Source organism: Pontibacillus halophilus JSM 076056 = DSM 19796, assembly GCF_000425205.1.
Classification (GTDB): Bacteria; Bacillota; Bacilli; order Bacillales; family BH030062; genus Pontibacillus_A; species Pontibacillus_A halophilus.
The window spans coordinates 164,799-189,820 of sequence record NZ_AULI01000001.1 but is presented as its reverse complement, the minus strand read 5'-3'; the positions used below and the strand labels follow the sequence as shown (position 1 = coordinate 189,820).

At 40.5% G+C, this 25,022-nt stretch carries 15 protein-coding genes; 11 read left to right on the top strand and 4 right to left on the bottom strand.

Features of this window, described 5'->3' with window-relative positions:
* Position 1 precedes the first annotated feature (1 nt).
* The 4 genes from H513_RS0100825 to H513_RS0100810 all read left to right on the top strand — a co-directional run bounded on the left by H513_RS0100825 (position 2) and on the right by H513_RS0100810 (position 8,394).
* Positions 2 to 3,091: an efflux RND transporter permease subunit gene (locus H513_RS0100825; protein WP_026798984.1), complete on the top strand. Its 3,090-nt coding sequence runs from the start codon at positions 2 to 4 to the stop codon at positions 3,089 to 3,091.
* Positions 3,092 to 3,292: 201 nt separating this feature from the next.
* On the top strand, positions 3,293 to 4,060 hold the full coding sequence (locus H513_RS0100820) for a tyrosine-protein phosphatase (RefSeq protein WP_026798983.1): 768 nt from the start codon (positions 3,293 to 3,295) through the stop codon (positions 4,058 to 4,060).
* A gap of 103 nt (positions 4,061 to 4,163) precedes the next feature.
* Complete coding sequence (locus tag H513_RS20775; RefSeq protein WP_051239561.1) at positions 4,164 to 7,478, top strand: M14 family metallopeptidase; 3,315 nt, start codon at positions 4,164 to 4,166, stop codon at positions 7,476 to 7,478.
* A gap of 175 nt (positions 7,479 to 7,653) precedes the next feature.
* On the top strand, positions 7,654 to 8,394 hold the full coding sequence (locus H513_RS0100810; protein ID WP_026798982.1) for a 7-cyano-7-deazaguanine synthase: 741 nt from the start codon (positions 7,654 to 7,656) through the stop codon (positions 8,392 to 8,394).
* 68 nt (positions 8,395 to 8,462) lie between these two features.
* Here the strand turns inward: H513_RS0100810 and H513_RS0100805 are convergent, their stop codons facing one another.
* From H513_RS0100805 to H513_RS0100795, 3 genes are all read right to left on the bottom strand, one after another.
* Positions 8,463 to 9,476: a glycosyltransferase family 4 protein gene (locus tag H513_RS0100805; RefSeq protein WP_161625280.1), complete on the bottom strand. Its 1,014-nt coding sequence runs from the start codon at positions 9,474 to 9,476 to the stop codon at positions 8,463 to 8,465.
* Between the two features lie 64 nt (positions 9,477 to 9,540).
* Positions 9,541 to 10,455: a GDP-mannose 4,6-dehydratase gene (locus H513_RS0100800; protein ID WP_026798980.1), complete on the bottom strand. Its 915-nt coding sequence runs from the start codon at positions 10,453 to 10,455 to the stop codon at positions 9,541 to 9,543.
* A 17-nt stretch (positions 10,456 to 10,472) separates the two neighbouring features.
* Complete coding sequence (locus H513_RS0100795; RefSeq protein ID WP_026798979.1) at positions 10,473 to 11,906, bottom strand: O-antigen ligase family protein; 1,434 nt, start codon at positions 11,904 to 11,906, stop codon at positions 10,473 to 10,475.
* Positions 11,907 to 12,086: 180 nt separating this feature from the next.
* On the opposite strand from H513_RS0100795, the gene murJ reads away from it, so the two are divergent.
* The 6 genes from murJ to H513_RS0100765 all read left to right on the top strand — a co-directional run bounded on the left by murJ (position 12,087) and on the right by H513_RS0100765 (position 22,487).
* Positions 12,087 to 13,628 carry a murein biosynthesis integral membrane protein MurJ gene (gene murJ, locus H513_RS0100790; RefSeq protein ID WP_026798978.1) on the top strand — a complete coding sequence of 514 codons (1,542 nt, stop codon included), beginning with the start codon at positions 12,087 to 12,089 and terminating at the stop codon, positions 13,626 to 13,628.
* A gap of 17 nt (positions 13,629 to 13,645) precedes the next feature.
* Entirely contained in the window at positions 13,646 to 14,983 is a 1,338-nt protein-coding gene (locus tag H513_RS0100785) for a phenylacetate--CoA ligase family protein (protein WP_026798977.1), read from the top strand.
* A 59-nt stretch (positions 14,984 to 15,042) separates the two neighbouring features.
* On the top strand, positions 15,043 to 16,329 hold the full coding sequence (locus H513_RS0100780) for a nucleotide sugar dehydrogenase (protein WP_026798976.1): 1,287 nt from the start codon (positions 15,043 to 15,045) through the stop codon (positions 16,327 to 16,329).
* A 3-nt stretch (positions 16,330 to 16,332) separates the two neighbouring features.
* Positions 16,333 to 17,040 carry a WecB/TagA/CpsF family glycosyltransferase gene (locus H513_RS0100775; RefSeq protein ID WP_026798975.1) on the top strand — a complete coding sequence of 236 codons (708 nt, stop codon included), beginning with the start codon at positions 16,333 to 16,335 and terminating at the stop codon, positions 17,038 to 17,040.
* A 240-nt stretch (positions 17,041 to 17,280) separates the two neighbouring features.
* Positions 17,281 to 21,231: an SH3 domain-containing protein gene (locus tag H513_RS20770; RefSeq protein ID WP_051239559.1), complete on the top strand. Its 3,951-nt coding sequence runs from the start codon at positions 17,281 to 17,283 to the stop codon at positions 21,229 to 21,231.
* Between the two features lie 194 nt (positions 21,232 to 21,425).
* Positions 21,426 to 22,487, top strand: coding sequence for a glycosyltransferase family 4 protein (locus tag H513_RS0100765; RefSeq protein ID WP_026798974.1), 1,062 nt, complete (start codon positions 21,426 to 21,428; stop codon positions 22,485 to 22,487).
* 184 nt (positions 22,488 to 22,671) lie between these two features.
* On the opposite strand, the gene H513_RS19365 is transcribed toward H513_RS0100765, so the two are convergent.
* The gene (locus H513_RS19365; protein ID WP_051239556.1) at positions 22,672 to 22,956 is read right to left on the bottom strand and encodes a hypothetical protein; all 285 of its coding nucleotides are present in this window, start codon (positions 22,954 to 22,956) and stop codon (positions 22,672 to 22,674) included.
* 374 nt (positions 22,957 to 23,330) lie between these two features.
* Between H513_RS19365 and H513_RS0100755 the strand changes: the two genes are divergently transcribed.
* Positions 23,331 to 24,833: a glycine betaine uptake BCCT transporter gene (locus H513_RS0100755; RefSeq protein ID WP_026798973.1), complete on the top strand. Its 1,503-nt coding sequence runs from the start codon at positions 23,331 to 23,333 to the stop codon at positions 24,831 to 24,833.
* The last annotated feature ends 189 nt before the right edge of the window (positions 24,834 to 25,022 follow it).

Below are 25,022 nucleotides of genomic sequence, written 5' to 3'. Positions count from 1 at the left end.
ATTGAGAATTGTAGATACCTCCGTCAAGCGGCCAGTCGGGGTCTTTATGGTGGTACTCGCCGTACTTGCACTCGGATTTGTTTCACTTAGAAACCTGGCCATTGACCTTTACCCAGAGATTGACTTGCCCATTGCAGTTGTATCCACTAGCTATGATGGAGCGGCTCCTCAAGAGGTAGAGAAATTAGTGAGTCGGCCGGTTGAATCAGCAGTTAGTACAATTGAGGGAATTGATACGGTTCAATCTCAGTCCCAACCAAATGCAAGTCTGGTACTGTTAATGTTCAAGAATGGAACAAATTTAGATAATGCTCTGTTAGATGTTCGAGAAAGCATCGACAGAGTGAAAGCCTCATTGCCGGACGGTGCAGGGGAGCCAAGTGTCCTTCGCTTCGACCCTTCCCAAACGCCTGTTATGTGGATGGGGCTAACTGGGGATGATGCGACGGACTTAAAGAACATTGCAGAGAATGAAGTAAATCCATACTTAGAGCGCCAAGCCGGTGTGGCTTCTGTCAGCATCGAGGGAGGTCGTACTCGTGAGGTGCAAGTGTTGCTTGACCAATCAAGTCTTGTTCAATATGGACTCAACACTTCGACGCTGGTCCAAGCAATTAATGCCGCTAACCAATCTGGTTCTGCTGGTGTCATTCAGAAAGGGGACCAGGATTTACAGATTCGAATACAAGGGGAGTTTGAATCTGTAGATGATGTGCGCGATACAATCATAACGACGCCAACAGGGGCGACGATCACGTTAGATGATGTAGCTTCAGTTGAGGATACGTATGCGCCAGTCTCAAGTATTGCCAAAGTGAATGGGAAATCCTCAGTCGTCCTTCCTGTCATGAAGCAATCTGACAGCAACACAGTAGAAGTATCGAATAACGTGATGACTGCGATGGATGACATTCAGGGAGAACTGCCTGATGGCGTCGAACTTGATGTGGTCTTTGATACCGCTGAATTTATTCGGATTTCCATTGATTCAGTCGTACAGAACATCATCCTTGGGGGCGTATTCTCTGTCCTCATTTTGCTCCTATTCTTAAAGAGCATACGAGCAACGATTGTTATTGGACTATCCATCCCAATTGCGATTATTTCAACGTTCTCCCTTATGTACTTTACCGGGAACACGTTAAACGTGTTGACGATGGGAGGATTAGCACTCGGAATTGGTATGATGGTGGATAGTTCGATTGTCATCCTTGAGAATATTGTGAGCTATCGTCAGCAAGGATATGGGATTAAAGAAGCGGCAAAGAAAGGGGCATCAGAGCTCGCACCTGCGGTAATTGCTTCGACAACAACAACACTCGTCGTCTTCTTACCAATTGTGTTCGTTGAAGGGTTGGCGTCTGAGTTGTTCACTCCACTTGCGTTAACCGTTTCCTTTGCTCTTGTGGCTTCGCTTATTGTTTCGATTACGTTAATCCCGATGCTATCTTCAAAGCTCTTAACGAACGCCATGCAGAATCATGGTCGTCGTTATTGGTTCGACCGCTTCATGGATAAGCTTGGCAACGGTTATCTGAGTAGCCTCCGTTGGGTATTGCGTCACCGGATTATTACGGTACTGACGACTTTACTTCTTATAGGAGGAAGCCTTGCGCTTATTCCGTTTATTGGTGCGGCATTTATTCCAGCCTCTGACCAAGGTCAGATTGAAATTAAGGCAGTAGCACCAACCGGTACATCTATTGATGGCACACAAGAGATAACGGACCAAATTGATAAGCAACTAGAACCTTATGAAGAAATCATTGAAGCGAATTACTTGAGTGTTGGTGGAGGTGGCTTTACAGGCTTCTCCACAACAGGTAACGAAGCAACGTACACGCTTCAGCTTATTCCTCCAGAGGAACGAGAGAAGACAACAACAAGCGTTATGCAAGAAATTGACGAGAGATTGAAAGACATCGTTGGAGCTGAAATTACCGTAAGCGAAATGTCTGGGGGCTTGGGTACAGGTGACCCAGTTCAGATCCAGCTGAACGGAGAAGATTACGATGTGTTAAAAGAGTTGTCGGAACAAGTTGTATACATGATCTCTGAAGTGGAGGGCGTGTATAACGCAGAAACTTCTGCAGATGAAGGTCGTCCTGAGATTCAGATTAACGTAGACCGAGACGAGGCTGCGCAGTACGGCCTGTCGTATCAGCAAGTACTAGCTCAAGTACAAGCTGGGTTCCAAGGGTCACCTGCCACTCAATTTAGAGAAGGCGGCGACGAAATAACCGTTAACGTTCTTCTACCTGAAGATGAACGAAAGACTATTAATGACTTAGAAACACTTAGCATCCAGACGCAGCAGGGGTCAACTATCCCACTTGCTACGATTGCGGAGCTCGAGCAAGTGCAAGGTCCAGTGACGTTGCTTCGTGAGAATCAAGAACGTCAAGTCAATGTAACGAGTGAAATTGTGGACCGAGATTTAGGGAGTATATCTCAAGATATTGAGGCGAAATTGCAGAACATGAATTTCCCTGATGGATATTCCTATTCAATGGGTGGCCAAGCAGAGGACATGCAAGATTCTTTCGGAGATTTAGGCCTTGCGCTCATCTTCTCCATTTTCCTTGTCTATGCAGTGATGGCCATTCAGTTCGAGAACTTGTTGTACCCATTTGTTATTATGTTCTCACTGCCAGCAACGGCAATTGGAATCTTTGGTGGTCTTTATATCACCGGGAAGCCACTCAGCCTACCAGCTATCGTTGGGGTAATTATGCTCGCCGGAATTGTTGTGAACAATGCCATTGTTCTGGTGGATTATATTAATATTCTCCGCGAGCGAGGCATTGAACGGATGGAAGCGATTCTAGAAGCAGGTCGAACACGACTTCGTCCGATCCTGATGACTACACTTACGACTGTACTCGGTATGGTTCCGTTAGCGATCGGAATTGGGCAAGGTTCGGAGGCCCAACAGCCAATGGCAATTACGATTATCTTTGGTTTATCTGTATCCATGATTTTCACGCTTCTTCTTATACCAGTGGTGTACACATTCTTTGATGACTTATCAAGACGAATCGTTCGTTTGTTTCAGAGAGTAGGAAGAAAGTCGAAAACTGAAAAACAGTAAAAGAGAAACATCCTGATAAGGATGTTTCTCTTTTTTGTGTTAATATAGTCAAATGGTTCAAAAGACCCATTTATAAAATCTGTTATCATCCGACAAAAAGTGCTATTTTCATTCCGATTAGATGTTGATAATATATAAATAAGCTTAAAGTCTCATTTATTGGTTTTAAATTCCAAAAATGATCAATAGGGAGGGTTAATTATGATTGAGATTAGTTGCCATATTCTTGATGAAAACAAAGACGTACAAGAAAACATGGATGCAAGCTTAAAGGTTGCGCGTGAAGCTGTCAAAGCCGGTATTACATCTGTGATTGCGACCCCGAACTATGAAGGATTACATATAGACAACTATAAAGAGAGAATCCATGAACAAGTTTCTCTGTTGAATGAGATGCTTGACGTAGCGGGTATTCCCCTAAGCGTTTTGCCGGGCGAAGAGGTTAATGTAAATGCGGAAATTGTGAACAAACTCCATTTAGGTAGATTAATTACTATGAACAGTACGAATTATGTGTTTATCGCGATTCCAAAGAATAGCGTACCACTTCATATGCATGATATGCTTTTCGATTTACAGATTAATGGATATATTCCTGTTATTACTCAGCCTGAACGAAATAAGGAAATTCAATCAAATCCTAATAAATTATATGATCTCGTAAAAAATGGTGCTAAAACTGTTGTTAGTACACATTCTTTGTTGGGACATAGAGGTAGAAAAGGGCAGAAGCTTGTTGAGAAATTAATTGAAGCGGACTTGATTCATCTGTTGACATGTGACGTATCATTATCTAACAAATCTAAATTCAACTTAAAAGAAGCCTCTGAATATCTTGCGAAAAAGTTCGGTGACCAAACGAAGAACATGTTCACAGACAATGCACGGAAACTTGTTGCAGGAGAACATTTCGGGTTAAATCAGCCTAAACGAATTGTAAAGAAAACTCCATTTGCTTTCCTAAGATAAACCTTTGTTGAATTTTTTAAAACTCATTTGGAAAGTTCATTCCCTTTTACAGTATTTTCATAGTATTATAGTCTATGGAAATACTATTAAAGGGGTTGAGTAGGTGCGAAAAGCTGTTGCTTGGCTGATTATTCTGATGATGATTGTTCCAACTTCAATGATATCAGCCAATTCGCCGGAGTATGTGACGCTTGAACTTTTAGAAGATGTGCCCCTTAAGCATGAGAATTGGGGAACTATGACCCTTCTAAAAGGGACAACAATTTATGGACAAGCTGAGAATGATGGGTATCTTGTGCAATACTACAACGATCATGTCGACCTAAATAACGAGATGGTTAAAGTGGTTGAAACAGGTGTTACGGATGACTATGCACAGTACGAAGAGCAAACATACCTACAAGAGGTAGTTTCAGAGAAGCAAGTCATAGTTTCAAAGAGTGGAGAAGAATTAGGCCATATTGCTTCACAAGAAGAATTGTATTACGTAGAAGGTAATCGTAATACAATTCAAATCGGAAACAAAATGTTCCATGTGAAGCCGGACGAATCCGCTTCTAATGAAGGGACGAGTGGGAAGCAGGCAGAAGAATCGGGAAGTGAAGAGGCATCGGAAACGAAGGGGTCTTCCACACCTGAAAAACCATCCTCTACAGAAGATTCTAATGTAGAAGAAGCACCTAATACAAATCAACAAAAAACTGTTGTTGAGGAAGAGCAAGAAGGTGAACCTTCTAAGGAGGTATCCGTAGCTGACGCTTCTAATGTCCAATCTGAAGATGTAAGTGCCAGTGCGGCACCTGAAGTGAATTCTACAGAGGTGACTTTTGAGGAAACGGATGTATTTGAGGTTACATCATCATATATTAACGTATATGTTCGTGAAAATGGTTCGTTAACTAGCGTTGGCCGGTTAGAACAAGGCGAAATATTTGAACGAACTGCGGATTATGGAAGTTGGCATAAGTTGCGAGTAGGGAATCAAACAGCATACGTTTGGGCACCTGCTACGAAAGCTGTAGCTAATGAAGGCGCTCTATCTACGACGAATACAGTAGGAAATCGTGAAGTGTTGATTGTCGAAGATGCACCAATCTTTGCGACCTCTAACCCAAAGAGTGATTTGTACGTTGGAATACTAAGTAAGGGAACAGAGGTTACTTACCTTTCGAAAGAATCAGGGATGTATAAAGTGAATGTTGGAAATCGAGAAGTTTATTTGGAAGAAGAGTACATAACTGAACCTTTTGTAAATTCTGATGCATACTTTAAGGTGAACCAAGATAATGTAGGGTTGTATGAAAGAACTGGGGAAGGCCTTGTTGCTATTGGTCAATTGGAGAATGGAGAGGTATACCAGCGAGTTGCTTCCTATGGGAGTTGGCATAAGGTAAAGGTAGGGAGCAAAGTGGCTTTTGTATGGGCAAGAGCTACAAGCCCCGTTGAGAAACCTAATGTTCCTTTCACAAATGAAGCTGGAAGTTTGAAAGCTACACTTGTGTCCGATGCGAGTGTCTATGATAATTCTTCTGGTTCTTTGGAATATATAGGAGAACTGCAAGAAGGAACAGAGATGAGCTATATCTCTAAATTCGGTAATTGGTATAAGGTTAACTTTAACAACCGTACGGCCTACATATATGGAAGTGCTGTGAAGACAAGCTTTACTAAAGCAGATTCCTACTTCAGAGTCGACACGGATAATGTAACGTTATATGAAAGTGATGGTGGTCAATTAACATCCATCGGTAAGTTGAGCAAGGGGCAAGTGTATGAAAGGTTAGGTCAAACTGGCGGGTGGCATCGTGTACGTGTAGGCAATGACATTGGCTATGTATGGGCGAGTGCTACAAGTCCTGCAAGTGGAGGTACGAACAGCTACATTTCGAACGTAGGGAGCCTTCAAGGTGAGCTTGTTTCAGATGTGACCGTTTATGATAATTCTAGCGGCAAACTCGTGGAAATCGGTGTTCTCTATAAGGGGATGGAGCTTGCGTACCTTGAAAAAGTAGGGAGTTGGTACAAAGTAAACTTCAACAACCGTGTTGGCTATGTTTACAAGAGTGGAGTAAAAGAGAATTTCGCAGGCGACTACTTCCGTGTCACGAATAATCACACAACCCTTTATAAAAGAGAGAATGGTTCACTTAAAGAGGTTGGCCAACTGCAGAACAACACGGTATACAAAAGAGTAGCAGACTATGGTAGCTGGCACAAAATACGTATTGGGAAAACAACTGGTTACATATGGGAAAATGCCACGGAGCCTTCTAGTAAAGCTGATATGAGGAGTGAGCAACAACAGAAGTCGACGGGAATTCGTTTCAGTATTAACCAAGATGTAACGGTGTATGATAACTCTTCTGGTAGCTTAAAGCCTATTGGCACGCTATGGAGCGGCGAACAATATAACATGGTAAGCACTTCGGGAGCCTGGGTGGAAGTAGATTATCTAAACAAGAAAGGATACATTTATAAACCTGCACTCTCTATTCAATCTATAGACTTGGTGAACCCGAATAAGACTTATTCTTATCAACAAATGAGAACAGATTTATACGAATTAAGGAACAGTTATCCTGATTTGGTCGAACTCATAACGATTGGAAAATCAGAAGACGGTAGAGAGCTTTTCGCATTGAAGCTTGGGAAAGGCAAAGAAGAAGTGATGTTTAACGGCTCCCACCATGCCAGAGAGCATATGACGACGAATGTATTGATGGAGATGATTGATCAATACGCAAGTTCTTATACGAAGAATCAATCCTTTGATGGGTATCCGACAAGAACGATTTTAAATGAGACGTCTATGTGGTTTGTTCCTATGCTTAATCCGGATGGTGTGACACTAGTCCAACAAGGTTACCGTTCGGCTAATAATTCAAGTGCTGTATTAGCTTTAAATGGGTTTAGTTACGACTTCTCTTCCTGGAAAGCGAATATTAATGGAGTTGACTTAAACCGTCAATATCCAGCAGATTGGGCGAACATTCGAAACAATGCATCAGGCCCAACCTATAAAAACTATAAGGGTCGAGCTCCGTTGACTGAAAGTGAAGCGCGGGCGCTTTATGACTTTACCTATCAACACGATTTCCAGACGACAGTAGCATATCACTCGTCCGGAGAAATTATTTATTGGTATTTTAATCAACCTTCTAGTACGTATTCGAGAGATTTGAGACTTGCGAACCAAGTGTCTGACATTACGGGATATAGTTTAGTCGCTGCAAAACCCAACCCAAGTGGGGGTGGGTACACCGATTGGTTTGTACAAGATAAGAGATTGCCAGGATTAACAATCGAAATCTCTCCATACACGTACGAGCAGCCAGTGCCACAGAAATACTGGAGTCGTATTTGGAGACAGAACAGATCAATTGGTTTGTTCATCGCTGAAGAAGTTACTGAGCGATAGTGAGTAAAATAACGGCCTCTTCCTTCTAGGGAGGGGTCATTTTTCTTGCCTTCCATACATTTAATTGTAAAGTTTTGAAATCAAAGCTTTATTAAAATGTGAAAAAGAAAAGAATAGGTTTTGTGCTATACTGAAGTCAAAATGCACTTAGATTGACAATGGAGGATGTTGTTTTATGATATATAACGTTTTATGGACTGGTGGATGGGATTCCACATACCGTGTGTTAAATTTAGTTTTAGATCAAGGGGCTACAATCCAACCGTACTATGTAAATGATCCCGTACGCCCTTCCACAGAAATGGAAAAGAAGACGATTGAGAAAATAAAGCGTTTGGTAGTAGAGCTTGATCCGTCGAAGGAGGGACATATTAAAGAAACGATTGAAATCCGAAAAGAGGATATTCCGCAAAACGAAGAGATTACCGCCCTTTATCACAAGCTGGCAAACTCCAAGTGGAGATTGGGAGACCAGTATGATTGGTTACCGAGGTATGTGCATTCGTCAGGAATCGAAAAGCTTGAGCTTTCCATTCATAATGGAGATAAGGCAAGAGAAATTATCATTCAAGATGTGGTTAAAGTAGAAGATGGCAACGATTCATACTATGTATTAAAAGAGGCTGTATCTATGCAGGAGTTTAAGATCTTTAAGGACTTTCGTTTTCCGTTATTAGATATAACGAAGCTTCAGATGGAAGAGAACGCGAAGCAACGTGGGTATGCACATATCATGGAGGAAACATGGTTCTGTCACACACCTAGAAAAGATGGAAAATCCTGCGGCCTATGTAATCCATGTAAGTACGCAATGGAAGAAGGTCTCGGACGAAGAGTCACCACACCATCAACGATTGATAAGTTGCAATACAAGGCCTTTAAGGTAAGGAGAAAACTGAAAAAAATCTTTAACTGAATGCAAGTGAAAAAAGCAGCTTCTACGATGATTACGCTACGTAGAGGCTGCTTTTCTATCCTTAACTCCTACTTCAAAATAGAAGCATAGAGTTGTTCAAGGTTTCGATTTAATTGGTCAAAATCGTAATGTGCTGCTTCTTCTAAGTTGTATTGGCCCATACGCTTAATTTCTTCTAAATCAAGGTGTTGAACAGTACGTCTCATTTCCTCCACTTTCCCCGGAGAGAAGAGATATCCCCCTTGCCCTTCATGTACCATGTCTGGAATGCTTCCAACTGTAGTAGAAAGGATGGTCATACCTGAAGCCATGGCTTCAATAATTGAAATTGGCATGGCCTCAAAATAAGAAGGAAGAAGGAAAACGTTCGCCTTCTTGAAAATCTGTTGTTTCCTCTCACCTGAGACTTGGCCTAGCAGTTCAATGTTTAATTGATGTTGATTGGTCTGTGTCTCGATCTCTCCCCGAAGCGGACCGTCTCCTGCAACAAGGAATTTGATTGACTTGTCTTCCTGCAAACTCTTGGCAAGTTCGATTAAGTCGTTAATCCCTTTACCTTTATTCAAGCTTCCAATAAATAATATCTGCTTTGTATCTGTTTCATACTTGCTCGTGGATCTGCATTCTTTAAACTGATCAATAAAGATAGCGTTTGGAACCACCTCAACTCTATTGTCTGCTAGTTCAAATGTGTCCATGAAGATTTTCTTCCACGACTGTGAAAGTACGACCACCTGATCTAGCTCGTGCAATGTTTTTTTTATGGAGGCTTGTTTTTGGGCAGGGCTCTCTGAATAGAAGTCAATAAATTTACCGCTATGAATGTGCATAATGCATTTTATATTCAGCAAGCGTGTGCAACGTAGCATCCATTGGCTTCTTTGGAAAGAACGATATCCTGCCGTATGAATGTGTGCGACTTTAGGTTTTTGTGCGAGTAAACAAAAGATGAAACGAATGAGGAACGTCAGGTTAAACAGTAGTTTTGCTATTTGGTCCTCTTTCTTTGCAGTTGTATCAAAGAAGCTGAGTTCGTAATGTTCGCTCTGGAATTTCTCCAGACTTTTTATATAAATTGACATCCCTCCTATAGGAGGAGGGAGTGGGCCGGCGTGTAGTATGGTTGTCTTCTTCATAATGAATCCCCTAGCTTTGATGAATTAGCTGTTGAATGCCTTCGTGAATGGAGTACTCAGGCTGCCATTGCAATGCTTGTTTCGCCTTTTGATTAGCAAGAATACTGTGTTTAATATCTCCTTTGCGTTCAGCAGTGTGCTGCACGATTACTTCAACGTTTCCATGTGCTTTCTTAAAGACCTCTACAAGTTCATTAACCGTAGTGCTCTCATTGGAAGAAATATTAAGGACGTTATTTGTAGCAGCGGTTAGGGCGAGGCAGTTTGCTTCAGCTAAGTCTTTCACGTAAATGAAATCGCGTGATTGCTCACCATCTCCATGAATTTCAATTGGGTGTTGTTCTTTAATCAAATGATTGAAGATTGCCGCTACACCGCCTTCACCTAATGCATCTTGACGTGGGCCGTATACATTTGAATAACGTAGTATGGTGTAATCAACACCATACGTTTGGGCATACAAGTCGAGATAGTGTTCCGCTGTTAACTTAGATAAGCCGTACGGAGATAACGGTTGTACAGGGTGACTTTCATCTAATGGGAGTTGTTCTGGATTGCCATAAACAGCAGCAGATGAAGCAAATACGACTTTCTTCACATTTGCTACCCTTGCTGCGTCTAGTACGTTCAACGTGCCGATTATATTCGACTGTGCATCATGAATAGGGTGATCGATAGAAACCGTCACGTTCACTTGTGCTGCAAGATGAATAATATAATCAGGTTCAAATTCTGATACAACTTGACGAACGCTGTCCAAATGATTGACATCGGCGTTGTAGAGTTGGACGTAAGATAAGTTAAGGTTCTCCTTCTTGCCGGTGGATAAGTTGTCCAATACCGCGACATCAGTATCTCGTTCAAGGAGTGTTTCTACAGTATGAGAGCCGATAAACCCGGCTCCGCCAGTTACTAAAACTTTCATTGTATAGGTCTCCTTTGTTAAGCGTTAGATTTATTTCCAAATAATAAATAGTAAAAGAGTAGCGCCATCGTGACACAGAGATAAATATTTACTGCAGGTGCAAAGATGACATGTCCTGCAAAGAAGGCGATCCCAAGTCCGAGTAAGATTGACACTGTAATTCCAATGCTGTGTGGTGAAAAGACGAGCTTTGGATTTGTGAACAATTTGGTTACGGTTAAGACCATAATGGATAGTAATGGCAACAATACAATGATTGAACCAACTATTCCATAGGAAAAGAATATATCAAAGAAATCCATTTCAATTAACTTAGGTTTATCTTCATAATTCCCTGCATACCCCATACCAAACAGCTTTTGATAAATTGGAGCTTTCTTGAAATCGCTGTACGTATTAAGGAAGTAGACGTCGCGACTACTTAAGACGGTGCTCAATATTTCTGATTTAATCTGCTCGCGGTCTTTTCTTGGTCTAGTTTCTTCTTCGCCTTTTTCGTTAGATGTTCCGTTCTCTTCATCAAATATTTCGTTTTCTTCTTCCGTTTCTTGTTCGTCATCGGTGATATTTGTGTTTTCCTTAATTTTTGTTACATCATTACTGACGTTGGCAAAGGAAGGAGAGAAAGGTGTTAATAGCAATGCAAATGCTAAAAAGAGAATAGAAGCAATCATTTTAGCTTTTCCTTCACGATCGTGCTTAGTTTGCACAAGTGATACAATCCAGCGAATGATGTATGTAAAGGACAAGATGATTACGGCAATTAGCATTGCAAAGTGACCGACTTTCGTGCCAATCAGAATCGCTGTGATAGCCAATAGGACGGCTGGGATGTAGTGAATTGCAGATTTAATCGATGTAGTTCGTTTTAATGCGAGTAGGTAAACGAGAGGGAAGCTAATTGCAATAATAGCGCTAATCTCATTCCCAGCAAAGAACCAACCCTTATACCCGAATTTATTGTAATCGTATGTTTCCGAAGCTGTACCTGTTAAAATAGCTAAGAACATTGAGAGACTTACAATCAGCATGGCACCGTTAATGGATCGGTAAACTTTCTGGCTAATTGTCTCGAACCCATTCCAGTATTGAAAGGCGAGAATAAAGGAACAGAACATAACGCTATAATAAGCGGTTTTTGCTAGTAGTTGCAATTCTGAAAAGACAGAAAATATTGGTTTGTTGAAGTAATTGTATAAGAGTCCTGCCCCCATGACAACTGCCAACAAGACTAAATAAGAAATGACATATTTTTTGAGCTTGCTGTTCTTGCTTATTAGAATGAACAAGGCAGATATCCCCATAAACAGTACTCGTATAACTAATCCAATAGTGATAGAAGATTCGAAATTTCGTATGTAAAAGAATGTTAAAATATCTAGGATCGGTTGAAATACAATAAATAAGACGAGTGTGTTTGGGAATGAGAATCTGTTAGTATTTAATTGCATGGTAACCTCCCATTGTATGTATAGTTGATTTAAATTACCATATTGAAGTATAAACTATAACCTATGACGTGTCTATAATTGGCTAAATGAACCAATTGATATATAATAAAGCGTTGTCGATAATTGGTATGATTCAAGCCTACATTATAGGAGAGTTTTTTTATTAAGGGAGAAAAACAAATGAAACAACGAGGATTTTTGAAATCTGTAGGTATTATTACCCTAATAACCATACTGGGTAAGCTATTAGGGTTTGGTCGTGAAACCTTCATGGCTGCCTATTTTGGTACTTCTTATGAGGCTGACGTTTTCTATGTGGCTTCTGTCATCCCGAATATCCTGTTCGCCGCAGTTGGGATGGCCATTACAACAGGGATGATTCCGTTGTATATCGAAGCGAGGAATCGCGATAAACAGTTAGCGAATGAACAAGTGGGCGCCTTAAGCATGTTGTTCATTTTGATTACTCTTGTACTCACTACAGTCAGCTTCCTATTTACTCCGCAACTCTTTCGATTGATAGCACCTGGCTTTACAGACCATCCGGAGTATATCGAATTGGGTGTCAAGCTGACGAGAATTATGTTACCTGTCGCAGTTTTCCTTGTACTAACGAGTATTGCGAAGGGGATTCTTAATGCAAATAAGAAATTCTTTAGCCCTGCAGCGGTCCCATTAGCTAACAACTTAGTCATTATTCTGTCTATCATACTCCTTACGAATTTCTACGGGATTTATGGAGTAACAATCGGAACGTTAGTAGGGGGAATTGCCCAGTTCTTAGTTCAGTATCCAAGCCTCAGACCTTACAATGTAAAATTAAACACAAACTTCAAGAAACACAAACAATATATTAAAGATTCTATATACATGTTCTTTCCCGTCATAATCTCCGGAATCACATTCCAATTTATGGAGGTTTTTAACCGGGTCATTGCTTCAGGGTTGGAAGAGGGAAGCATATCTGCGTTAAACTACGCAATGAAGCTTATGTATTTACCTCTTAGCGTCTTGTTAATGTCCCTAATCACAGTATTTTATCCGAATTTAGTAGAAGCTGCTCAAGAGAACATGGACCGATTTTTCAAACTTTTTTGGAAAGGGTTTATGACTATTGCCGTTGCAACAATTCCATTTATGGTTGTTATGATTATCGGATCTTATCCATTAATTGAATTCATTTTTAAGCGCGGTGTATTTGATGCAAACGATACATTCATGACAAGTTCAGCGTTCTTTTATTACTCGATTGGGTTAGTCTTCATTGCTTTAAGGGAATTTATCGTGCGTTCTTTCCTAGCATTGAAGCAATCTAAAGTAGTTATGTACACGAGCATAGTTGCAGTAATTACAAATATTATCATAAGCTATTCCCTTTCCCAAATAATGGGCCACACGGGTGTCGCTCTTGGTACTTCTATCTCATTTATGCTGCAGTTACTAATTTTACTTACGGTTCTTAATAAGAAGTCAACGTTAGATAAGAAGCAGTCCTCTGCTTATTTCATAGACCTATTGAAACTTGCCCTGTTGTTCGCTGTCCCGTTTGGATTGGCTCAATGGGTTTACAATGTAGGTGTTTCTGAGATGGATAGCACCCTCGTTCAGCTAAGTATATTAACTGCTGTTGTGTTCCTACTATTCGCAATTACCGCTTACAGCCTACGTGTTCAACAATTTATAACGCTCGTTAACATGGGTATTAAAAAAGTGAAGAAATAAAGAAAGGTTGAAATGCCGTGAAGCTTATTAACAAAGGCAAAGTTAGCTTGATGGAAAAGATTAGAAAGACCAATGCGCTTCAATTATATAAGGAAGAAAGTAGTCATCAATGGGAAAAGAGGGAAGACCTTGAGCGAGATCAGTTAGATAAATTAAAGAATTTATTGGAGCACGGCTATAAGAATGTGCCTTACTTCCGAAAGGTTATGGAAGAGAGAGGACTCTCTCCTGACGCAATTACGAAGCTTGAGGATTTAGCCAAGTTTCCACTGTTAAATAAAGAGTTAATAAAAGAACATAAAGAAGACCTCCATTCAGCAGATATGGAACGGTATTCACCGGCGGAAAAGCGAACTGGGGGGTCGACAGGAGAGCCGTTACGTTATTACCTTCCCAAGGTTTCACATTCAATGATGTGGGCAAATATTTGGAGAGGTTGGAATGTTGCAGGATATACTCCTGGGGATAAGATGGCTGTATTAGCAGGTGGCTCGCTACTCTCGGGATTTGATTATAAGCGACAATTTTATTATTATTTAAACAATTGGATTCCATTTTCTTCTTATGATATGTCACAAGATAAGATGAAAGAATACGTGGAGCAATTGAAGTCCAAGAACGTTCAATATATGTATGCTTATTCTTCCGCAGCCTATGAATTGGCCAACTATATTATGGAGAACAAGCTAGATGTGGACCTGAAGGCAGTCATTACCACTTCAGAAGTTCTGTTACCCCGTTACCGCCAAGCTATTGAAGAAGCTTTCCAGTGTAAGGTGTATGACCAGTACGGAGCAAATGATGGCGGCGTAACAGCATTTGAATGCAAAGAGCAAAATGGTCTCCACATCAACATGGAGCGTTGTATAGTAGAGATTGTAGACGAGGAAGGTAACATTGTACCAGATGGTGAAGAAGGTCGAATTCTTTTAACGGACCTATCGAACTATGCGATGCCATTTATCCGTTATGAAGTAGGAGATTACGGTGCAGTAACGAAAGAACCATGTCCATGCGGGCGAGGATTGATTCGCCTGACACACATTAAAGGACGCCAACAAGAATTCATCTTCACATCTCAATATGGGAAAGTCCATGGTGGTTTCTTCTCAACGACATTCCGTAGATACGATGAAGTCGACCAATTCCAAGTTATACAAGAAGTAGCAGGCTCCGTAACCGTTCGCTTGAAAATAAACGACAGTTCTTTTAAAGTTAGGTCAGAAGAATTACGGAAACATATTTTAGAAAAAGCTCAACTATCAGAGGTTGCAATTGAATTCACGGATGCCTTCGAAAAAACGAAAGGCGGAAAACATAAATTTGTCATTAACAAAGTATCGCAAGAACAGTAATGATCATTCCCACATCACGATTACGGATGAGTAATGGAGAAAAAGGAGTCAAAACACTTATGAAAAAGTCTATTTGCGTCGTTGGTCTAGGATACATTGGCCTTCCTACTTCTGTTATGTTTGCAATTAATGGCCATGATGTAAGAGGTGTTGATGTTAATACAAGAGCCGTTGATATGATTAACAATAAACAGCTACACATCGAAGAAAATGGGTTAGAAGAGCGTTTAGGTGAAGCAGTGGAAAGTGGAAAGCTTGTTGCCTCTACAGAGCCTGCTGAAGCAGATGTTTTCATTATCGCCGTTCCATCACCAATTCGTGAAGATAAGACTGCTAACTTAGAGTACGTTCAACAAGCAACGAAAGCGATTGTTCCTTTCGTAAAGAAAGGCGACCTAGTCATTCTTGAATCAACTGTACCACCACGTACGGTTGAGGATGTAATGTTGCCGATCCTTAAAGAGTCGAACTTAATTATTGGTGAAGAACTCTTTGTATCACATTCACCAGAGCGTGTGATTCCAGGTAAAGTGTTCCAAGAATTAGTTGATAACGATCGTATTGTTGGCGGAATCAATGACAAATCATCACAGCTTACTAAAGAACTGTACGAAGTATTTGTAAAGGGCACGATTCACCTTACTGACGCTACAACTGCTGAAATGGTGAAGGTTATTGAGAACACGTACCGTGATGTGAATATCGCCTTTGCAAACGAACTTGCCATGATTAGTGAGCAGATTGGTGTGAATGCCTGGGAGGCCATTCAATTAGCGAACTATCACCCAAGGGTTAATATCCACACTCCTGGCCCTGGTGTTGGAGGCCATTGTATTGCTGTTGACCCATGGTTCCTTGCAGAGCTTGAGCCGAACCTGTCTAAAATCATTCAATTGTCCAGAAATACGAACGATTTCATGCCTATGTATACAGCGGATAAAATTGAAGAGTTCTTAAAAGAAGAAGATATTGATAAAGGGAAAGTAGCGCTCTTCGGTCTTTCATTCAAAGCAAATATTGATGACCAACGTGAAAGCCCATCGCTTGAAGTAATTAAACGATTAGCGAGTAAGGGTATTGAATATACGGCATACGACCCCCATATTAAAGAGCTGACTTTAAGAAACCAAACGGACAATCGTGAAGAGGCAATCCGTGGTGCGGATATTCTTGTTATCCTAACAGACCATGATGTGTTTAAGAATATGGAGCCTAGTGAACTTGCTGAAGAAATGCGTACGAACATCATTTACGATACGAAAAACGCATTGGAGCTTGAGAAGTGGGAACGTGCTGGCTTTACAGTAAAACGTCTTGGTGATACAAAGATTGAAAGAGCTGACTAGGCGATGAAAGAGAACTTCCTAGGTGTCGACGTAAGCAGCTACAGCTATGATGAATTGGTTCGTAACTTATCTAACGATATTAAAACGAATCAACAGTCATTTATTGTAGCCATAAATCCAGAGAAAATATTAAAAGCACAAGAAGACCCTAACCTTATGAATTTGTTGAACGAAGCAACGTACCAAATTCCAGATGGAGTAGGGGCCGTACTTGCTTCTAGACTAAAGGGCGGGAAGATAAAAGAACGAGTCACAGGGATTGATATGTTTCTTGCCCTTTGTGAACAAGCTGAAATAGAAGGGAATTCTATATTCCTATACGGTGCAAAGCCTGGTGTAGCCGATATGGCTAGTGAAAATCTAGTAAAACGTTTCCCTTCTTTGAAAATTTCGGGTGTATTAGACGGTTACGAGAAGGATCAAGATCGAATCGTCCGTACCATTAATGAGGCAAAGCCGGATATCCTGTTTGTTGCATTGGGAAGTCCTGCTCAGGAATATTGGATTGTTGAGAACATGAAGAACCTTGATGTAAACGTGTTTCAAGGTGTAGGCGGCTCTTTTGATGTTATTTCAGGTCGTGTGAAACGAGCTCCTAAATTATTCAGAAAGCTAGGACTCGAATGGTTTTACCGCTTAATCCGAGAGCCATGGCGGATTAAAAGGCAAATGAAACTACCGTTATTCCTGTTGAAGGTATTAAGAAAATAGCGAACAGAGGAAGCCTGTCGAACAATGTATTCGACAGGCTTTTCAATTGCCGAATTATGTAGAATGCAGAAGAGGCTTGATTCATTTTGTTGAAGAGTGACGCTCTATGAGATAAATGGAATGTAAAGAAACTTTGTTTTTTATGTAAACTCAACAAAATTTTACAACTATTGTCATGATTTTGGGTAATTTGTTGTTCAACTATTAGAAGTTCCTTGCTAAAATAGGAAGAGTGTGGAGATGGATGCACACAAAAAATTGAAAGGTGGTAAGCGGGTGATAGGGAGCCATAAAAAGAGAGTAGCTGTTTTCCTTGTCATGATTTTAGTAGTAGCCCAAATGGTCTACTCCCCTTATACGGTATTTGGGGAAGAGTCTGGACAGGAAAAAGAGACGATGGTAGAGGTTGAGTTACAGCAAACGACCTCTGTATTCCGTACTCATGATGACGTTGAACTGGTAGAATTAACGAGTGGAGCAGTAGTAAAAGGAGACCTCAATCAGCAAACCGAAAGAATCTCCTTTTCATTTTTAGGTGAGGATGCTTATGTAAAACTCACATCAGAGATGGAAAAGGTGTTAAAAGAGACAACGCTTTTAAACATTCCCGACATCTCAAGCGATGAAACTATTGATTTGAAACAGTCAACCTCGATTTTCTTAGATGAGATGAAATCTAAGGAAGTTGGTTCTTTACATGAAGACGTAGCTGTTACTAAATATCAACGAATCAATGAATCTACAATTCTAGTATACTTGGCAGATTTAACGTACTATATATCGCACAATCAATCACAGCAAACGACGAAACAACAAACTACAGAAGCTGCAGAAGAACAGCAGCCGAACCAATTAGAGAAGTCGGAAGAACATATGTCTCGTCAGCCTGACTCAGAATTAAATGTAGACGATGAGCAAGGACAGCAAGAGACTGAAGTACAGCCTTTAAAGGAAGAATCAGTGAAAGAGCCCGAGGCAAATGAAAGTGAAGCATCCCAAAGTGCACCAGCATCAGCAAGAGCTTTCACCACACAATCTATTGCTCCTGCGAGCACAGACTATTATGAGGTAGTAGGAAGTGTTGCAACGGTGTATACACAACCCTCAACTTCATCAGTGAAGATTGGTAGGGTGAACGAAGGCCAAAAGCTTAAAAAGCTAGGGACGAATAATGGGTTTATTCAGGTGGAATTTGCAGGGCAAGAAGGATTTGTACAGCAGTCTTCACTAGTTAATTCCAATTCCTCATCAGTGCCGAACTGGGTATCTAGTGGATTCTCAACAATTAAATCGGGTACATCAACATCTACACTTTCCGTATACGACAATAGCGGGGGGACGTTAAAGCACTTTGCCACAATTGAAAAAGGTCAAACGATTCAATACGATCTTTATTCAGGAAGTTGGTATGAGGTCAATGTTGCTAGTCGTAAGGGATTTGTGTATGCGCCAGCAGTGAAAGAGAGCTTTACTGCTGAGAGTAACTACTTCAAAGTACTGAAGGAAGGAATCACTGTTCGACAGGAACCTTCAAGTACTTCTCTGCCCTTGGGTTCACTATATGCAAACGAACTATTCAAATTAGTGAACATCGAGCCGAGTTCAGATTGGATGAAGATTGAAATTGGCGGAGATATCGGTTACATCCCAACTGCTTCCGTTGAAGTAGCGCAATCAGGTTCTGTGAAAAATTGGAGTAATAATACTGGAGATAAGGTAGCGCATTCTAAGTTAAAGCTTACCATTTACGATAATAGCTCAGGTAGCTTAGTACCATTTGCTTCTCTTCCAAAAGGTAAGGAATTTACTTACATTAGAGAGATGGGTGCATGGCTTGAGGTGATGGTAGCAGGACGTAAAGGATATGTGTACAAGCCGGCTGTAGTTGAGCCATTCACATCTACGACAAATTACGTAGAAGTAATTGCCGACACAACGAATGTGTATCCTTCAAAGTCATTTAGCAATCAAGTAAGTGGTAAATTGTTTAAAGGCGAAACGTTTAAAGTGTTAAACGTTAATAAATCTGAAGGTTGGGCGGAAATTCAGTTTCAGAATAGAACTGGATACGTTCTACTAAACGATTTAATTCCTTCTTCGAAAGAGGCGGCCGCAAACTGGTCAAATGAAACAAAACAGTCTTTCGGAGGGGAAGCCATTTCTAATTTAACAGTATATGATAATTCTTCAGGAAAGCTTGTTCACTTTGCTAGTATCTCGAAAGGTGAAGAGTTCCGCTATGTAAGTCGTTCAGGAGCTTGGCTGAAAGTTCTTATAGGCGGAAGAGAAGGATTTGTTTATGCTCCAGCCGTGAAAGAAAATATTCGTTCCACGGACACTCACTTTGAAGTATTTAATGAGAAAGCTCCTGTCTACATATCTCAATCAGACAAAGCTACTCAAATGGGGACGTTGTATGAAGGTGAAGTGTTTAAGATTGAAAGTACTAGCGAAGATCTGGGCTGGGTAAAGATCCGGTTTGAAGGCAGCTACGGATATGTGCGTACAGACCAGCTTATACCTTCTGGTAAGAGCGGAGCAGATAACTGGTCTGAACAGCTTCATCATGCCCTGAAAGGTGAAGCACTTTCGAATCTAACCGTCTATGATAACAGCACAGGAAGCCTACTACCGTTCGCTTCTATTTCTGCTTCGCAGGAGTTTAGCTATGTAAGAGAAGTTGGTTCATGGCTGAAAGTGATGATTGGCGGCCGTACAGGATATGTCTATTCACCTGCTGTTAAGAAAGCATTCACAAGCAGTGACAAGTACGTGGAAGCACTAGAGCCGAAAGCTCAAGTGTTTAGTAACTCGACCATGGATGGCTCAATCATGGGACATTTAGAGGATGGTCAAAGTTACATTATTCACGAACTTAAAGGAAATGCCGTTGGAATTAAATTCGGTAATGTGATTGGTTACGTGAGCGAGGACAGCACGAGACCATTGGATTCTATCAACATCCAAAATAGAAGCAACAGCTCTGATGAAGATATTTCCAATATTATTACTACAATGAATGTTACGGTCTATGACAATACTTCAGGGTCACTTGTTCCTTTTGGGCAAATCGCTCCGAACCAAGTTTACCCTGTAATCGGTAAAATCGGTTCAAGCTGGTATAAGATCCAATTTGGAGGTCGTGATGGCTACATTTATAGTGGTGGCGTTGAAAGCACGACAACTGAAATTGAAACACAATATGATCAGACATTTAACGAAATGCTAGAGTACACGATGGGGGCAACTCCACAGTATGATATGACCTATTACAACGCTTATGTTCATGGAAGTGCGTTTAACGGCGGTCAAAGCACATTTATAGAGAAGGGCCAGCTACATGGAATCGTTGTAGGCTCAAATTGGAACGTCCGTGGTGGACCGTCTACAGATTACTGGAAGTTGAACCACTATGCTCCTTCCCTTGAAGGAGGAGAGAAGGTTAAGATCTTACGTTCTGTAACGAATGATAGCGGGGATACCTGGTATCAAATTGATTTCCGCAAGACATGGAAGAAGAACAGTTCAGGAAGCTATAGTGCTTTCTACCGCCCGTTTGTTAACGCGAACAAAGAAGATGTAGCCTACTACTTGAACCCAGAAAACTTTATGGATAATGATGGTAAATATCAATTCTTGTCCTTGTCCCAAAGTGCTGGCATTAGCGCAAATGAAGTAAATCAGAAGATTCTAGATGGGGCAGGTACATTAGAAGGTACAGCGAGTGCATTCATTGAAGCTGCACAAACCTATTCTGTAAATGAGATTTACCTCATTGCACACGCTATTCATGAAACTGGCTCTGGTACTGCCACTCTTATGAACGGCAATGCTACGTATAATGGACGTACCGTATACAATGCATATGGGATTGGTGCCTATGATAGTTGTGCACTAGAGTGCGGATCTAGGAAAGCTTATGAAGAAGGTTGGTTCACTCCAGAAGCTGCAATTATTGGTGGAGCTAAATTCATTGGTGAAACGTATATCCATAACTCAACCTTTAAACAGGACACTCTATATGAAATGAAATGGAATCCAACTTCCTATTCACTTTATAAAGGTTATCATCACTATGCAACAGATATTGGTTGGGCTTCTAAGCAAGCAAGAGGTTATCTAGCAGACTACTATAAAATACTTGATGTCACGACTGAAATTTATGAAATCCCTAATTATGGAGGGAACTAATATGGGGAAGGGTTGGAAGAGTTTCTCTCATCCAACCCTTTCTTCTTTTGTAAGGTTTTGATGAAACCTTCAGAAATCTATTGAATTTTGACATAAGATTACATATAATTAAGCAGGAAGTTTTACAATAGATACGGACATTCAATTTTAAATAAGATAGATTAGAAGTGGCTTGATTAATAAGGAGGATCACCATGCTGATTTGGGCATTTATAGTATCATTAATCGTAGCACTGTCGCTTACACCAATTATTATAAGATTAGCTATTAGATGGAACATCGTTGATAAACCCAATTATAGAAAAGTACATGAGAAACCAATGCCTCGAATGGGCGGCATGGCGATTCTATTATCCTTCTACATTGGGCTGGTCATCTTTCTACCAAAAGAGTTAGGCACAATCTGGCACATCATTACAGGCTCACTCCTTATCGCCGTTGTAGGAATGCTAGATGATAAGTTTGAGTTATCGGCTAAGATGAAGTTACTAGCTCAAATCTTAGCAGCGGTCATTGCCGTATTAGGTGGTCTGCAGATTGACTTTATCCAACTGCCAACAGGTGAATTTATCTACTTTGGCGCTTTAAGCATACCGCTTACAATCCTCTGGATTGTTGGAGTTACAAATGCAATTAATCTAATTGATGGACTAGATGGACTGGCAGCTGGGGTTTCATCCATTGCGCTCATTACAATTACAGGGATGGCACTGTCCATGGGTAACTATCTAGTAGGTGCCATGACATTAATTCTCTTAGGTAGTACGTTAGGATTTCTATTCTTTAACTTTCATCCAGCGAAAATTTTTATGGGTGACACAGGCTCTTTATTCCTAGGGTATATGATTAGTACTCTTTCCCTAATGGGGCTTTTCAAGAACGTTACAATCTTCTCCATTGTACTTCCTCTTATCATACTGGGAGTACCGATTATGGACACAACATTTGCCATTCTACGAAGAATCATTCAGAAAAAGCCGTTGTCGGCACCTGACAAGTTCCATCTGCACCATTGCTTGTTGCACCTCGGGTATTCTCACCGACAGACCGTATTGTTGATCTATGCCATTAGTGGAATCTTCAGCATTGCAGCAGTCATGTTCAATAAAGCAACGTTATGGGGTAGTGCTAGTATACTGGTTCTCTTGCTGTTGTTAATTGAGATTATTGTAGAGGCTACAGGTCTAATTGGAAAACGTTACAGACCAATTTTAAATTTCATTGACTCACATGTTATGAAGAATAAGAGCAATTAAGAAACAAGCTTGAAAGGGTTTATAGAACCCTTTCAAGCTTGTTTTATTGTACATAGATTTCCTGCTCAAACGATTGATCAATTATCTTAAATCCCTTCTGCATCCTATCTTTTTGGCAGTTGATCAAACGTTTGAATAGTGTCTCAAGGATATCGACTTTGATTTAGAAACATAGCGAGTTACCTTAGCCCAAATTTCCTGGTGTCACTGTGAAATAACCAAATAAAAGCAGAAATAATAATTGGTAAACAACCATCCCAACTCCCATAACGAGTCCAGCCGTTGCGAGCCCTTTTCGAGCGGATCGACGTCCTATATAACCAAAAATAGTAGCCAACACCCAAAAAATGAACCCAAAAAGGATTCCAATCCCTGGAATCAATCCAAGTAATACACCAATAATACCTAGAACGAATGAGGCAATTGCCGTCGCACCTCCAGTTGGGTTAACTGTTTGCTCCTCCGACATAATCACCTCCTTTACACCTAAACTATGAAAGTATATGCACCTTGAGAAGGACCTATGATTGAATGATGACTGTTCCTTTTTTAGATTGGAAAAAATGAAAGTTACTAAAATATAAAAAAAGACCTATTCAAAGAAGGTAGGTATTTTAATCTATACATATTTAGTATGAGTAAGAATATGAGAGCAATTTAAAGCATATGTAAGGAGAAATCTTCTGAATTCTCTATATGTCGACATATTCCACCAGAGCGTGCTATACCATCGAAGGTGGCAGTAGATAAAAGTTTATTCTTAACTTATAATATAAAAAGACTATTTAGAACGAAAAGTTAAAACTGTACATAAAATATATAAATTTTTTAAGGAGGAAAAACGTGAAGAACTTTACGAAGATGTTTTGGGTGTCGCTTGCGATGGGTGTCCTATTTGTGGCATGGGGAGTGGTTGCTCCTGGCCAGATGGCTTCTGTAATGGCAAGCTTGAAAACGAACATTTTAGATCAATTTGGTTGGTTCTATCAATTGTCAGTTGCATTGATTTTCATCGTATCGATTGCAATCGCATTTAGTAAATTTGGTAAAATTAAGTTAGGAAGTGAAGGAGACAAGCCTGAGTATAGCACACCCACATGGTTTGCGATGCTATTTAGTGCAGGTATGGGAATTGGGCTTATGTTCTACGGAGCATCTGAACCTATGTCTCACTATTCCAACCCGCCTGTAGGAGATGGAGGGACAATTGAAGCTGCCAAGACAGGATTGCAACATACGTACTTGCATTGGGGTTTTAGTGCATGGGGTATATACGCAATTGTTGCATTAGCACTTGCTTATTACCAATTTAAAAAAGGTATGCCAGGTTTGATGAGTACGACACTTTATCCACTAATTGGTGACCGAGTACGAGGCCCAATTGGTAAAGTAGTTGATATTATTGCTATCTTCGCTACGCTGTTTGGGGTTGCGATTTCCCTTGGAATTGGTGCTTCCCAGATTAATGGTGGTTTAAACTATTTATTCGGTGTGCCAAATACATTCAATGTTCAGTTGATAATTATGGCTGTTACGATGGTCTTGTTTATTACATCAGCTGCCACAGGTCTTTCAAAGGGAATTAAAATCCTAAGTAATACGAACTTAATCTTAGCTGTTGTTCTATTAATCTCATTCCTTTTCTTAGGTCCAACTCAATTTATTCTAGAGTTATTCTCTACAACACTAGGGGCTTATTTACAAGACTTTGCGAGCATGAGTTTCCGATTTGCTCCATTTACTGAAGAAAATAATCAGTGGGTGAAAGACTGGACAATCTTCTATTGGGCATGGTGGATTTCTTGGACTCCATTTGTTAGTACGTTTATTGCTCGGGTATCTAGAGGTCGTACAGTACGTGAATTTATCATGGCAGTTATTGTTGCACCCACACTTGTGTGTGTGTTCTGGTTCGCTGTATTTGGGGGCGGAGCGTTACATCTTGATTTCGTACAAGGCGCAGATGTATCTAGCCAATCATTAGAAACAACGCTATTCTATGTATTTGACCAATTGCCGTTAAGCGGACTTCTATCAACTATAGCCGTGCTTCTTATTGCCACATTCTTCATTACGTCTGCTGATTCTGCAACATTTGTACTCGGCATGCAGACTTCAAACGGAAGTCTTAACCCGCCATTCTTCGTGAAGCTAAGCTGGGGAATAATTATGACCGCCATTGCTGCAATCCTAATGGGTACAGGTGGTTATGAAGGACTTCAAGCTGCAACAATCATATCTGGATTGCCATTAACGGTTATCTTGCTGCTTATGATGGTCGGCTTAATTAAGTCATTTAAAGCGGATGTTGCTAAGAAAGAAAAACGGAATAAGAAAGCCGCATAATGTAAAGGGAGCCCTTGATAAAGGGTTCCTTTTTCTATTTATAGAGACTTCTCCTTGAGACGAATTTCCTAATTCTTGTGTGCGATTCTTGAGTCTTTTCTTTAAGTTTCTCTATGTGGTATCAACAAGAACCAGATGCAGTCACAAGCGCGATCGTGATCCTTCGATATGAGTTTATCGATTATGTTT

Bases quoted from the DNA above. Each gene is read 5' to 3' on its own strand.
- H513_RS19365 (WP_051239556.1), bottom strand. From the start codon at position 22,956: ATGTCGGAGGAGCAAACAGTTAACCCAACTGGAGGTGCGACGGCAATT.
- H513_RS20770 (WP_051239559.1), top strand. From the start codon at position 17,281: ATGGATGCACACAAAAAATTGAAAGGTGGTAAGCGGGTGATAGGGAGC.
- H513_RS0100810 (WP_026798982.1), top strand. From the start codon at position 7,654: ATGATATATAACGTTTTATGGACTGGTGGATGGGATTCCACATACCGT.
- H513_RS0100780 (WP_026798976.1), top strand. From the start codon at position 15,043: ATGAAAAAGTCTATTTGCGTCGTTGGTCTAGGATACATTGGCCTTCCT.
- H513_RS0100800 (WP_026798980.1), bottom strand. From the start codon at position 10,455: ATGAAAGTTTTAGTAACTGGCGGAGCCGGGTTTATCGGCTCTCATACT.
- H513_RS0100775 (WP_026798975.1), top strand. From the start codon at position 16,333: ATGAAAGAGAACTTCCTAGGTGTCGACGTAAGCAGCTACAGCTATGAT.
- murJ (WP_026798978.1), top strand. From the start codon at position 12,087: ATGAAACAACGAGGATTTTTGAAATCTGTAGGTATTATTACCCTAATA.
- H513_RS0100820 (WP_026798983.1), top strand. From the start codon at position 3,293: ATGATTGAGATTAGTTGCCATATTCTTGATGAAAACAAAGACGTACAA.
- H513_RS0100765 (WP_026798974.1), top strand. From the start codon at position 21,426: ATGCTGATTTGGGCATTTATAGTATCATTAATCGTAGCACTGTCGCTT.
- H513_RS0100795 (WP_026798979.1), bottom strand. From the start codon at position 11,906: ATGCAATTAAATACTAACAGATTCTCATTCCCAAACACACTCGTCTTA.
- H513_RS0100805 (WP_161625280.1), bottom strand. From the start codon at position 9,476: ATGTCAATTTATATAAAAAGTCTGGAGAAATTCCAGAGCGAACATTAC.